This window comes from Nocardiopsis valliformis DSM 45023 (genome assembly GCF_000340985.1).
Classification (GTDB): domain Bacteria; phylum Actinomycetota; class Actinomycetes; order Streptosporangiales; family Streptosporangiaceae; genus Nocardiopsis; species Nocardiopsis exhalans.
Map to the genome: position 1 here is coordinate 24,844 of NZ_ANAZ01000015.1, position 12,444 is coordinate 37,287.

The following is a 12,444-nucleotide window of genomic DNA, read 5'->3' on the forward strand; positions in this document are numbered from 1 at the left end:
GCTCCGGACTCCGGGTGGGGGTCACGTGGCGGTTCTGGGTCGGGGCACACTGCGCGCCCACAGCGCGCGGGCGAAAGCGGGAACAGCCGCGGCCAGCTTCCTTCCGTCCGAAACCCGGTGCCGCACACTCCACACGTCGAAGTCGGCCGCGGTGATCTCGTCCAGGATCGCGCGGTAGAGGCGGAAGGCGGTGGCGACACACGGGCTGGCGACCGGGGCGAGCATCGCGATGCCCGGCTCGGCCTGCCGGTAGAACTCCTGGTTGATCCCGACGAGGTCGGCAACCGCACGCCGTGCACGCGGGTCCGGGGTCCGCGTGCTCGCGCAGTGCTCCAGGAGAGCGCGGTCGACACCGTGGTCGGCGAGCACGTCGGCGGGCAGGTAGATCCGGCCCCGACGCAGGTCCTCCGCCACGTCGCGCAGGAAGTTGGTGAGCTGGAAGGCCTCTCCCAGTGCCGCGGCGTGCGGGGCGGCCGCTTCCCGGGGCACGGTCGTGCCGAGCACCGGGAGGACCTGGAGTCCGATGACCGCGGCCGAGCCGTACATGTACTCACGTAGGTGTGCGAGGTCCCGGTAGGCGGGAACGGCGAGATCCATGCGCATGGACGCCATGAAGGCGGTGAAGTAGTCCCGGGGCAGATCGTAGCGCCGCACCGTGTGCGCCAGGGCCCGCAGGACGGGTTCACCCGGTTCGCCGCCGGTGAAGACGCGGTGGAGGTCGGCGTCGATCGCGTCGAGACGGGCTCGCTGGTCCCCGGTGGTCAGCTCCGGACCGGGCTCGTCGACGATGTCGTCCACCCAGCGGGCGAAGCCGTACAGGGCGTGGACACCGGGTCGGCGCTCAGGCGGCAGAACACGTGTGGCGGTGTAGTAGGTACGGCCGTGGTGAGCGTGCAGAGCCCGGCAGAGCAGGTAGTCCTCCCGCAACTGACCGGGACCGATCCCGGCCGCCTGGAGTTCGGCGGTGGCGGTGCTCATCGAAGCACCCCGCTCCCGGTCCGGGAGACCACGCGGGCAGCCGCGAGTTTGCCGGAGACCAGGACCGTGGGCAACCCGACCCCGGGGGTGGTGCCGCAGCCCGCCAGCACGGCGTTCGCGGTTCCGGGCACGGTGTTGCGCGGCCGGAACGGTCCTGTCTGCGTGAAGGTGTGCGCCAGAGAGAAGGGGGTCCCCCTGGCCAGGCCCTTGCGGGCCCAGTCCGCTGGGGTGACCAGGTGTTCAGCGCGCACCGAGGCGTCCAGGCCGGTCATCCCGCGTGATTCGAGGGTGGACACGATGTGGTCGCGGTAGCGGCTCCCCTCCTCGTCCCAGTCGATGGCCCCGGCTTCCAGATTGGGCGCGGGCGCCAGCACGTAGAAGAGGTGGCGCCCCTCCGGGGCCAGGGAGGGGTCGGTGAGGGTCGGTTGGGTGACCAGCAGCGAGGGGTCGCTCATGGTCCGCCCCTGGTCGATGATCTCGGTGAACGTGCTCTGCCACGCCGTCCCGAAGGAGATGGTGTGGTGCGACAGGTGGTCCCAGGTGCGGTCGGTGCCCAGGTGCAGGACCACGGCCGAGGGCGAGAACCGCTGACGTACCGGCCTACGGGAACGGTGCCCGAGCAGCCGGTGGGCGGCCGGCAGGTCCGTGGTCAGTACCACCTGGTCACAGGCGATCCGTTCCCCCTGGTCGGTGATCACCGCGGTGACGCGGTCCCCGGAGCGCTCCAGGCGGCTCACCGACTCCCCGTAGCGCAGGTCGGCGCCGGCCTTGGCGGCGGCTGCGGCCATGGCTTCGCCGATCATCCGCATCCCGCCTCGGGGGAAGTAGACGCCGGCCACGGTGTCCATGTAGGCGATGACGGCGTAGGCGGCCAGTGCCCTGTCGGGTGCGACGCCGGCGTAGAGCGCCTGGAAGGAGAAGATCCTGCGCAGCCGTTCGTCCTTGACGTGCCGGCCCACGGCCGGTGCCAGGCGGCCGAACCCACCCATCGCGGCCAAGCGCACCAGGTCGGGGCCGAGCAGGTCCAGCGGCGAGTCGAACTGGGCGTCGATAAAGGAGCGCATCTCCACGTCGTACAGCCGGGTCAGCCAGTCACGCAGGCGCAGGTAGCCCACGGCCTCGCGGGTTCCGGCGGCACGGGCGACCTCCGCGGCCATGCGCGCGCGGTCGGTGTGGACATCGATCGTGGAGCCGTCGGCGAAGGCCGCGCGGTAGGCGGGCGCCAGAGGCACCAGTTCGATCCGGTCCCGGACGGACTCCCCCACCGCGGCGAAGGCCTCGTCCAACAGCTCGGGCATGGTGAGGACGGTGGGGCCGGTGTCCAGGCGGTAGCCCTCCATGTCCTGGCGCCCCGCGCGGCCGCCGGGGTGGTCCTCACGCTCCACCACCACCACGTCGCGCCCGGCGCCCAGCAGGTGGAGCGCGCAGGAGAGCCCGGACAAACCGGCTCCCACGACGACCACGGGACGACGCCCGCTTCCTTGAACCACGCTCACGGTTTCTCCTCGACTTCCGGGAATGTCACATATCAGGTGTTCAGGGCTGAGCGGCCGCCTGGGCGAAGGAACGCAGGCCCTCGCCGACCGCGGGGTCGAGATCGAGTGGGGCGAGCCGCCCGAGACCGCGTTCGGCCAGTTCCCGGCAGCGCCGCTGGACCAGGCTCCGGGCGCCCACACGTTCGAGTGCGTGTGCCGTGCCTTCGATGTCCACGTGTTCGGACGGTCCTCCTATCAGGCACAGCGTCCGCAGTGCCTCGGTGTCGCCCTGCTCCCGGGCCAACCGGAGTCCGGCGGCCAGCAGAAAGGTGTTCTTGCCCTCCCGCAGGTCCTCCCCGGGTTCCTTACCCGTTCGGGCGGGATCGCCGTAGAGATCCAGCAGGTCGTCCCGCAGCTGGAAGGCCACCCCCACGTCCGCGCCGTAGCCGCGCAGGGCCGCCAGGGTCTGCGCCGGCGCGTCGGCCATGGCCGCGCCCAGGTGAAGCGGCCGTTCGACCGTGTAGGTGGCGGTCTTGAGATGGTCGGCGTGCAGTGCGCTGAGCTCGGACCGCTCACCGCGAGCCTGTGCGCGCAGATCGAGGAACTGCCCGGCCATGACCTCCGTGCGCATCTCCCGCCACACCGTGTGCGCGGCGCTCCGAGTGGGCAGGCTCTCCAACGACTCGTGGAGCAGGTCATCGGCCCAGGCCATGGCGAGGTCACCGACCAGGATCGCCATGGACTCCCCGTAGCGGCGGGCGTCCCCGTAGTAACGGCGCGCGCGGTGCTCCGCGGTGTGGGCGGCGTGGAAGGAGGGCTCACCGCGGCGCATGGCTGCGGCGTCCATGACGTCGTCGTGGGCGAGGGCGAACGATTGGAGGAGCTCGATGGCCGAACAGGCGCTCAGCGCGGCTCGGGCACCGGCTCCGCGCGCTGCGCCGCCCCCGGCCAGCCACCCCCACCACGCCAGCACCGAGCGCAGCCTCTTGCCGCCGTCCAGGGTGAAGGACGCGAGCCTGACCGCGAGGTCGGCTGCGAAGTCCTTGTCCACCTTGTCAGCGCCGTTGATGCGGCCTTCGAGGTACTCGGACAGCAGGTCTCCCACGAGCGACCGGACACCGTCCAGGTCTGCTGGCAGCGTTGTCTCGTGCAGGTGCACTGAAAGCAAGGCGTCGACTCCCCTGGCAGGGCCTAAAAGTCATAGAATGTCTTATTTTCAGAGTATCTTGTATATCTAACTATTTCATGCGATGCGGCTTCACGGCCAAGCGACACCTGGGATGAGGCCTAAGATCAACAGGAACGACGGAGGGACCGTGCACAAAGCGGCGAGGGAGACCAATGACGAGCGCGCCCAACGCTGGGACCACGGAGAGCGGGGTCGTTGACGAGGTCGACCGCAGGCCCCGCGAGGAGCTCTACATGGCGCTCCAGCAAGACGGTCAGCAGCTGGCCGTGCGCCTCGTACGCCTCCTGCACCGGATGGCCGACCGCACGGGCATGAATCCGACCGACTTCCAGTGCTACATGCTTCTCCGAGCCAGCGGAACCATGACACCCGGAGAAATAGCGGACAGTCTCTGCCTGTCCACGGGGTCGGTGACCGGCGTGGTGGACCGGATGGAGGCGCACGGCCTGGTCGAACGAACACCGCACCCGCTGGACAGGCGCAAGGTCGCCGTACGACTGGTCGAGGGGGCGGAGGGCAGGATCGGCCCCACCGCTCCGGGGATGCGGCAGGCGATGATCGACCTGCACTCCGGCTACACGCTGGAAGAACTGGAGATCATCGTGGACTGGCTGGACCGTGCCGGAACGACCCTGGACTCACTCATCGAGCCCAGGACCTGACCCCGCCCCGCCCCTGCGTTCCGGCCCTCCGCCCCGGAGCGTGAACCCGTCATCCGACATGTCATGCTCTGCCGGAAACTCTCCGCATTGTGACGGTTGCTTTACTACCAGGGACGTAAGCCTCTACCATCCCACGGAACCCATCCGTGGCCGGTAGCAGGAACCGGCGCCCGACCCCCGCCCGAAACTCTCCGTGACGGGGCTGGGAAGGAGCCACCATCTCAACCCTGCGCGAATTCATCCGAGAACGAACCAACCCTCCGGTGTTCATCACTTCCGGAGCGGTGATCATCGCCTTCGTGGTCCTGGGCATCGCCTACACCGACCCGCTGCTTGAAGCCGCACAGAGCACCCGTGACTGGATCGGCTCGACGCTCGGCTGGTTCTACGTCCTGGCGACCACCTTCTTCCTCGGCGCAGCGATCTTCCTGATGCTCAGCAGGTTCGGGAAGATCCGGCTGGGGCCGGACGACTCCCGGCCCGAGTTCAGCACCATGGCCTGGTTCGCGATGCTCTTCACCACCGGTATGGGCATCGGCCTGGTCTTTTGGGGCGTGGCCGAACCGGTCAACCACTTGCACGCTCCCCGGGACGCTTCCCTGGCCCCGGGCGCCGACGGCGAACCCCAGGTCGAAGCCGCCAGCGAGGCGCTGGCCGCGAGCTTCTTCCACTGGAGCTTCCACCCCTGGGCGATCTACATCGCGGTGGGGTTGTCCCTGGGCTACTTCGCCTACCGCAAGGGCCTGCCGCTGCGGCCCGCCTCGGCCCTCTACCCGTTGCTGGGCGAACGCGCCTTCGGCTGGCCCGGCAACATCGTCGACATCCTCGCGGTGTTCGGGACCATCTTCGGTCTGGCGACCTCCCTGGGACTGGGCACCCTACAGATCAGCAGCGGCCTCAGCCGGGTGTTCGGAACCCCGGACAACTCGCTGACACACGCCGTCATCATCATCGTCATCACCGCCATCGCGCTGGTCAGCGTCCTGTCAGGGATCGACAAGGGCCTGCGCAGGCTCTCGGTCATCAACCTGTGGCTGGCGTTCCTGCTCCTGGCCTTCGTCTTCGTCGTAGGGCCCAAGCTGTGGATGATCAGCGGTATGACCACGGGCGCCGGTGAGTATCTGGGCAACCTGATCCCGTGGAGCCTGTCCTTCCCGAGCCCGCTCGCCGACGAACAGGCGGCGGGCTTCACCACGGCGTGGAGCGTCTTCTACTGGGGCTGGTGGATCTCCTGGGCACCGTTCGTCGGTATCTTCCTGGCCCGGATCTCCTACGGCCGGACCATCCGGGAGTTCATCCTCGGCGCCCTGTTCGCACCGGTCGTCGTGTCCATCCTGTGGTTCGGCGTCTTCGGCGGCGCGGGCCTGTACTACGAGTTGTTCGGTGACGGCGGCTTCCAGGACGGCAACGAGGCCGACGCCGCGTTCCACCTGATGGAGGCGCTTCCGCTGGCACCGGCCGTGGCAGTCGTGGCCTCGGTGCTGCTGATCCTCGTCGTGACGATCTTCTTCGTCACCTCGTCGGACTCCGGTTCCCTGGTGGTCGACATGCTCACCAACGGCGGCAGTACCCAGGCGTACAGACTCCAGCGCGGCTTCTGGGCGGTCAGCGAAGGCGCTGTGACGCTCATTCTGCTCGTGCTGGGCGGCACACTGGCACTCAACGCCCTCCAGGCCGCGTCGGTGGTCACCGGCCTGCCCTTCGCGGTGATCCTGATCTTCATGCTGTGGGGGCTGTTCAAGGCGCTGGGGAACGAACCGAAGCCCGGCGCGCCAAAGAAGGTCCGGGCGGAGGATCGACCGCCGACGACCCCTTCTGGGAACATCAGGGTGGGCCGTAAGGGTGAAGAAGGCACTCCAGAGGAGGCAGAGGGCACATGACACCCAAGAGGTTCAGCAACCCCTTCCACGGGGTCGTCGACATGATCACGGAGATGAACCGCATCTCCGACACCATGTCCTCGATCGAGACCAGCCAGGCTGGTGAGCGCGAACGCGGATTCGCCGACGCCTGGAGCCCGCCCACGGACATCCTCGCCCGCGGCCGCGACCTGGTGATCAGGTGCGAGGTCCCCGGCGTGTACGAGGAGGACGTGTCGGTCAGCCTCAACCACGGCATCCTGACCATCAGCGGGGAGCGGCGGCGCGACGAGGACGACGTCGTCTACTACTCCTCTGAGCGGTTCATGGGCACCTTCCGCCGGGAGATCAGCCTCCCCGACGGGGTGGGCGAGGAGCACGTGGAGGCCAGCTACGGCGAGGGCCTGCTGGAGGTGGTCGTCCACGGGGCCGCCAACCAGCGCGTGCCCAAGCGGATCAACATCTCACGGCGCAAGCGCACCTGATCCGAGCGGGCCCCAGGAGCCCAACGACCCCCGCCGGGCGCGTGCCCGGCGGGGGTCGTTAGCGTGTGAGGGCTAGAAAACGCGGTCGGGCTCGTAGGGGCCGATCACGGCCAGCGCTCGCGGGCGGGCCAGCAGCTCGGCGGCGACGGCCGCCACGTCATCCTGGGTGAGCGCGTCATACTTCGCCAGGTCCTCGTCAATGGAGGAGTGGCGCGGCCGGGTGAGCTCGTGCGAGAGCAGGCGCCCCATACGGGCGTTGGTGCCCTCGCTGCCCAGCACCATGGCGCCCTGGATCTGGCCCTTGGCGCGGGTCAGCTCCTCGGCGGTGATGCCGGAGGCGGCGACCTTGGCCAGCTCGTCGCGGCAGACCCCGATGACCTCGTCGGCCTTCTCCGGCAGACAGCCCGCGTAGATCTGGAAGGTGCCGGTGTCGGCGTACGCCGTGTGGTAGGCGTGCACCGCGTAGGCCAGGCCGCGCTTCTCACGCACCTCCTGGAACAGGCGGGAGGACATGCCACCCCCCAGAGCGGCGCTGAGCAGGCGCAGGGCGTACCAGCGCGGGTCGGTACGGGTCAGCCCCTCCGAACCCAGGATGATGTGGGCCTGCTCGGTCTCACGCGGCTGCACGACCGTGCCACCGAAGGTGCGGACCGGCTCCCCCGCGATGCGAGGGCGGGACGGGCGGGCGTCACCGGCAGCGGCCAGGCGGTCGGCGAACATGGCCTGGACCTGCTCGACCACCGTGTCGTGCTCCAGGCTGCCCGCGGCGGTGACGATGAGCTCCGAGGGCACGTAGGCGTCCCGGTACTGCTCGGCGATGCGTTCGCGGGCCAGTGCCTTGATGGTGTCGGCAGTGCCCAGGATCGGGCGGCCCAGCGGGGTGTCACCGAAGAAGTGCTCAGCGAAGACGTCGTCCACCAGGTCGGCGGGCTCGTCCTCGTACATGGCGATCTCCTCAAGGATCACGCCGCGCTCGGTCTCCACCTCGTCCTCGTCCAGGACGGAGTTGGCCACCATGTCACCGACCACGTCCACCGCGAGCGGAAGGTCCCGGTCCAGGACCTTCGCGTAGTAGCAGGTGTGCTCCTTGGTGGTGTACGCGTTGTGGTCGGCGCCCACACCGTCCAGCAGCGCGGAGATCTCCAACGCCGAGCGGGTCCCGGTCCCCTTGAAGAGCAGGTGCTCCAGGAAGTGCGCCGACCCCGCGTGCGCGGAGTCCTCGTCACGGGAGCCGGTGGTCGCGGAGATCCCGAAGGCCGCGGACCGGCCGCCGGGGATGTTCTCGGTGACCACGCGCAGGCCGCCGGGCAGTACCGTCCGACGCACCAGTCCGGAGCCGCCGTCGGGCTCCAGCAGCGTCACGGTCGTGCCCGGCTCCTGCTCTGCGGCGATGGGGACAGAACTCATGGATCCTTCTTCTTCGCGTCGGGGCATTCAGCAGAGCATACGTGTGGGACGACGGCGGGGCGGCCGCGTCGTGAAGACGCGACCGCCCCGGGTCAGACGGACTCAGGATCAGGTGTTCTCGGAACGCCCGCCGGAGCTGCGACGCCGGCGGCGGCGCGGGGCGCCTTCGCCCTTGTCGTCATCCTTGTCGGAGTCCTCGTCCGAACCCTCGGCGCTGTCGGCCTTGGGAGCGGAGTCGGCCTTGTCCGACTTGGCGTTCTCGGACTCGACGACCTCGACCGGGACCAGGGAGAGCTTCCCGCGGTCGTCGATCTCGCGGATCTCGACCTGGATCTTCTCGCCGATGCTGATCACGTCGTCGAGGTTCTCGATGCGCTGGCCGCCGTGCAGCTTACGGATCTGCGAGATGTGCAGCAGACCGTCCTTGCCGGGCAGCAGCGAGACGAACGCGCCGAAGGCGGTCGTCTTGACGACGGTACCCAGGTAGCGGTCGCCCACCTCGGGCATGGTCGGGTTCGCGATCTGGTTGATCGTGTCCCGGGCGGCCTCCGCGGAGGGGCCGTCGGTGGCACCGATGTAGATGGTGCCGTCGTCCTCGATCGAGATGTCCGCGCCGGTGTCGTCCTGGATCGAGTTGATCATCTTGCCCTTGGGGCCGATGACCTCACCGATCTTGTCGACGGGCACCTTGACGGTGAGGATGCGCGGAGCGTTCGGGCTCATCTCGGCCGGACGCTCGATGGCCTCCTGCATGACATCGAGGATGGCCAGACGGGCGCCGCGGGCCTGCTGCAGGGCCAGGGCCAGCTGCTCGGCGGGGATGCCGTCCAGCTTGGTGTCCAGCTGCAGGGCCGTGATGAGCTCACGGGTACCGGCGACCTTGAAGTCCATGTCACCGAAGGCGTCCTCGGCACCGAGGATGTCGGTCAGCGTGACGAACTGGTCGCCCTCGCTGATCAGACCCATGGCGATACCGGAGACCATCTCCTTGAGCGGCACACCGGCCGCCATCAGGGACATGGTGGAGGCGCAGACCGAACCCATCGAGGTGGAGCCGTTGGACCCGAGGGCCTCGGAGACCTGACGGATGGCGTACGGGAACTCCTCGCGGGCGGGCAGAACCGGCAGCAGGGCCCGCTCGGCCAGGGCGCCGTGCCCGATCTCGCGCCGCTTGGGCGAGCCCACCCGACCGGTCTCACCGGTGGAGTAGGGCGGGAAGTTGTAGTTGTGCATGTAGCGCTTGGTCTTGTCAGGGTTGAGCGTGTCAACCATCTGTTCCATGCGCAGCATGTTCAACGTGGTGACGCCCATGATCTGGGTCTCGCCACGCTCGAAGAGGGCCGAACCGTGCACCCGCGGCAGAATGCCGACCTCGGCGCTCAGCTGACGGATGTCCTTGGGGCCGCGGCCGTCGATGCGGACCTGGTCGCGCAGCACGCGCTCACGCATGAGCTGCTTGCTCAGGCTGCGGAAGGCGGCGCCGACCTCCTTCTCACGCCCCTCGAAGTCCTCGGCCAGCTTCTCGGCGGCGGAGGCCTTGATCTTGTCGAGCTCGCTCTCGCGGTCCTGCTTGTCCGCGATGGTGAGGGCCTTGGAGAGCTCCTCGCGCACGGCCGCCTCGACGGCGGCGTAGGCGTCGTCCTCGTAGTCGAGGAAGACCGGGAACTCGGTCTGCTCACGGCTGGTCTGGTCGGCGACGGCCTGCTGGGCCTTGCACAGCACCTTGATGAAGGGCTTGGCAGCCTCGAGACCCTCGGCGACGGTCTGCTCGTTGGGGCCGACAGCCCCTTCGGCGACCAGCTTCAGCGTCTGGGTGGTGGACTCGGCCTCGACCATCATGATCGCGACGTCGCCGTCCTCCATGACACGGCCGGCGACAACCATGTCGAAGGTGGCACCCTCGAGCTCGGCGTGGGTCGGGAAGCCCACCCACTGGCCGTCGATCAGGGCGACGCGGACGCCGCCGAGCGGGCCGGAGAAGGGGATCCCGGAGATCTGCGTGGACATCGAGGCCGCGTTGATGGCGACGACGTCGTACAGGTGCTCGGGGTGCAGAGCCAGGATCGTCTCGACGATCTGGATCTCGTTGCGCAGGCCCTTCTTGAAGGAGGGGCGCAGCGGCCGGTCGATCAGGCGGCAGGTGAGGATGGCGTCCTCGGAAGGACGGCCCTCACGCCGGAAGAACGAGCCGGGGATGCGGCCGGCGGCGTACATCCGCTCCTCGACGTCCACCGTCAGGGGGAAGAAGTCGAGGTTCTCCTTGGGGCGCTTCGAGGCGGTGGTGGCCGACAGGACGACGGTCTCGTCGTCCAGGTAGACCGTGGCCGAACCGGCGGCCTGACGGGCCAGACGGCCGGTCTCGAAGCGAATGGTACGGGTGCCGAACTTGCCGTTGTCAATGACGGCTTCGGCCGAGTAAACGCCCTCCATGGGCGACCTCCTACTACATGTTGCGGTCCGCCGCGCCGGAGCCGGACAGGCTCTCGGCACAGCGATGTACTTTCCGCGACGTGCCCCGGAGGTGATGACGGCCGGTCATCGATCGAAGCCCACGGCACACCCTTGACGGGTGGTGTCCGGAGACCACTACCGAGGACCGACCCCTGGTACCGGGGTGACGGCGCGGTGGCGTGCGAGTGACTTCCGATGACGGAGGCCACTCTGGTTACACCTTACTAACAAAGAGGGAGCGGCCGAAGCCACTCCCTCCGAATCAACCTAGCGGCGCAGACCCAGACGCTCGATCAGCGAGCGGTAGCGGGTGATGTCCTGCTTGGCGATGTACTTGAGCAGACGGCGGCGGCGGCCGACCATCAGGAGCAGGCCACGACGGCTGTGGTGGTCGTGCTTGTGGTCCTTGAGGTGCTCGGTGAGCTCCGTGATGCGGTGCGTGAGCAGCGCGATCTGGACCTCGGGGGAGCCGGTGTCGCCCTCAGCGGTGGCGTACTCGGCGATGATCTTTTCCTTGGTGGCGGTGTCGATCGACACAACGCTCCTTCTGTTTCAAGAGTCGGTACGCAGGGCGAACCCCGGTACTTGACAGGGTTCAGACGCGGTGACCGCGCGTACGAACAGTCACCGTCGCGTGTGGTGCGCGCGGCCCGTCGCCGATGGCGCGGGTGCACCGCGCTCCCGCCGAGTCCGCTCCCCGAGAGGGGCACGACTCACTGCGGGCACACGTGGACGAATCCACACTACCGCAAACCACGTGGCGAAGCGTCCTGGTCACGGGTCGTGGAAAACACAGCCGGACGCGGAATTCAGGCCGCACCCGATCAGGCCACGCCCAGGACCTCGCGGCAGCGGTCGACGTCGCGGCGCATCGCCACGATGAGTTCTTCGATGTCGTCGAAGCGCTCCTGACCGCGGATCCGCGCGGTGAAGTCGACGGCCATGCGCAGGCCGTACAGCTCCAGGTCGTCGCGGTCGAGCGCGTAGGCCTCCACCGTGCGCTCGGCGCCGTCGAACGTGGGGTTGGTACCGACCGAGATCGCCGCGGGCCAGCGGGACTCCTGGCCCTCGACGGGCGCCAGGCGGCTCAGCCACCCGGCGTAGACGCCGTCACCGGGTACGGCGGTGTCCGGGGGGAGGTCGGCGTTGGCGGTGGGGAAGCCCAGGAGTTCGCGGCCCCGGGCGGCGCCGTGCACGATCTCGCCGGACACGCGGTGCGGGCGGCCCAGGAGCTCGGCCGCTGCGGCCACGTCGCCCTCGTCCAGGAGGCCGCGAATCCGGGTGGAGGTGATGGTGTCGCCCTCGGCGACCAGGCGCACGCCGTCGGCGGTGAAGTCGTACTTCTCCCCCAGGTCGGCCAGGACGGCCACGTTCCCGGCGGCGCGGTGACCGAAGCGGAAGTCCTCGCCGACCACCACGGCCGCCGTGCCGAGCCGGTCGACCAGCACGCGCTGGACGAACTCCTCGGCGCTGAGCGAGGACAGTTCTCCGCTGAAGGGCAGGACGCACACGGCGTCGGCGCCGAGGGGCTCCATGAGCGCGACGCGGTGCTCGACGGGCGTCAGGACCGGCGGAGTGACCCCGCGCAGCACCTTCTGGGGGTGCGGATCGAAGGTGACCACGACCACGGGGAGGCCGAGTTCACGCCCGTGGGCGCGCGCGGACTCCAGGATCGCCTGGTGGCCGCGGTGCACCCCGTCGAAGACGCCGATCGCCACCACGGACCGCCCCCAGTCGGAGGGAATGTCCTCCAACCCGTCCCATCGCCGCACGTTCGGTCCCCTTGCTGTGAAGTGGTGTGGTTCGTATTGGACTAGCGTGCCATGTCGGCGCCCCCGCTTCCGACACGCGTGCGGTGTGGCCCGGCACACTCCGCTTCGCGCCCGGTCGGGTCTCTGCCGTGGGCAAAGCAGGGTTGGCATGACCCGGGAACGCGGT

Annotated in this window: 10 protein-coding genes; 3 read left to right on the plus strand and 7 right to left on the minus strand. The window is 69.0% G+C overall.

Annotated features, from left to right (window positions below; translation table 11 throughout):
- Positions 1-21: 21 nt before the first annotated feature.
- The 3 genes from D457_RS0116435 to D457_RS0116445 all read right to left on the minus strand — a co-directional run bounded on the left by D457_RS0116435 (position 22) and on the right by D457_RS0116445 (position 3,612).
- Positions 22-978 carry a phytoene/squalene synthase family protein gene (locus tag D457_RS0116435; protein WP_017581766.1) on the minus strand — a complete coding sequence of 319 codons (957 nt, stop codon included), beginning with the start codon at positions 976-978 and terminating at the stop codon, positions 22-24.
- Positions 975-2,441: a phytoene desaturase family protein gene (gene crtI / locus D457_RS0116440; RefSeq protein WP_017581767.1), complete on the minus strand. Its 1,467-nt coding sequence runs from the start codon at positions 2,439-2,441 to the stop codon at positions 975-977. Before crtI ends, D457_RS0116435 begins: the two co-directional genes overlap by 4 nt.
- 73 nt (positions 2,442-2,514) lie before the next feature.
- A complete protein-coding gene (locus D457_RS0116445; protein WP_017581768.1) occupies positions 2,515-3,612 on the minus strand; it encodes a polyprenyl synthetase family protein in 1,098 nt (365 codons plus the stop codon).
- 182 nt (positions 3,613-3,794) lie between these two features.
- Here D457_RS0116445 and D457_RS0116450 point away from each other — a divergent pair, with 182 nt between their 5' ends.
- From D457_RS0116450 to D457_RS0116460, 3 genes are all read left to right on the plus strand, one after another.
- Positions 3,795-4,304: a MarR family winged helix-turn-helix transcriptional regulator gene (locus D457_RS0116450; protein ID WP_017581769.1), complete on the plus strand. Its 510-nt coding sequence runs from the start codon at positions 3,795-3,797 to the stop codon at positions 4,302-4,304.
- A gap of 284 nt (positions 4,305-4,588) precedes the next feature.
- Complete coding sequence (locus tag D457_RS0116455) at positions 4,589-6,184, plus strand: BCCT family transporter (RefSeq protein ID WP_026116714.1); 1,596 nt, start codon at positions 4,589-4,591, stop codon at positions 6,182-6,184.
- Positions 6,181-6,648, plus strand: coding sequence for an Hsp20/alpha crystallin family protein (locus tag D457_RS0116460; protein ID WP_017581771.1), 468 nt, complete (start codon positions 6,181-6,183; stop codon positions 6,646-6,648). The genes D457_RS0116455 and D457_RS0116460 overlap by 4 nt, the downstream gene beginning before the upstream one ends.
- A gap of 72 nt (positions 6,649-6,720) precedes the next feature.
- On the opposite strand, the gene D457_RS0116465 is transcribed toward D457_RS0116460, so the two are convergent.
- The 4 genes from D457_RS0116465 to D457_RS0116480 form a co-directional block, all read right to left on the minus strand.
- Positions 6,721-8,055, minus strand: coding sequence for a M16 family metallopeptidase (locus tag D457_RS0116465; RefSeq protein ID WP_017581772.1), 1,335 nt, complete (start codon positions 8,053-8,055; stop codon positions 6,721-6,723).
- Positions 8,056-8,163: 108 nt separating this feature from the next.
- The gene (locus D457_RS0116470) at positions 8,164-10,485 is read right to left on the minus strand and encodes a polyribonucleotide nucleotidyltransferase (RefSeq protein WP_017581773.1); all 2,322 of its coding nucleotides are present in this window, start codon (positions 10,483-10,485) and stop codon (positions 8,164-8,166) included.
- Positions 10,486-10,773: 288 nt separating this feature from the next.
- Positions 10,774-11,043 (minus strand): 30S ribosomal protein S15, encoded by a 270-nt coding sequence (gene rpsO / locus D457_RS0116475; protein WP_017581774.1) that lies wholly within the window; start codon positions 11,041-11,043, stop codon positions 10,774-10,776.
- A 287-nt stretch (positions 11,044-11,330) separates the two neighbouring features.
- Positions 11,331-12,278, minus strand: a complete 948-nt coding sequence (locus D457_RS0116480) for a bifunctional riboflavin kinase/FAD synthetase (protein ID WP_026116715.1) — start codon at positions 12,276-12,278, stop codon at positions 11,331-11,333.
- Between the last annotated feature and the right edge of the window lie 166 nt (positions 12,279-12,444).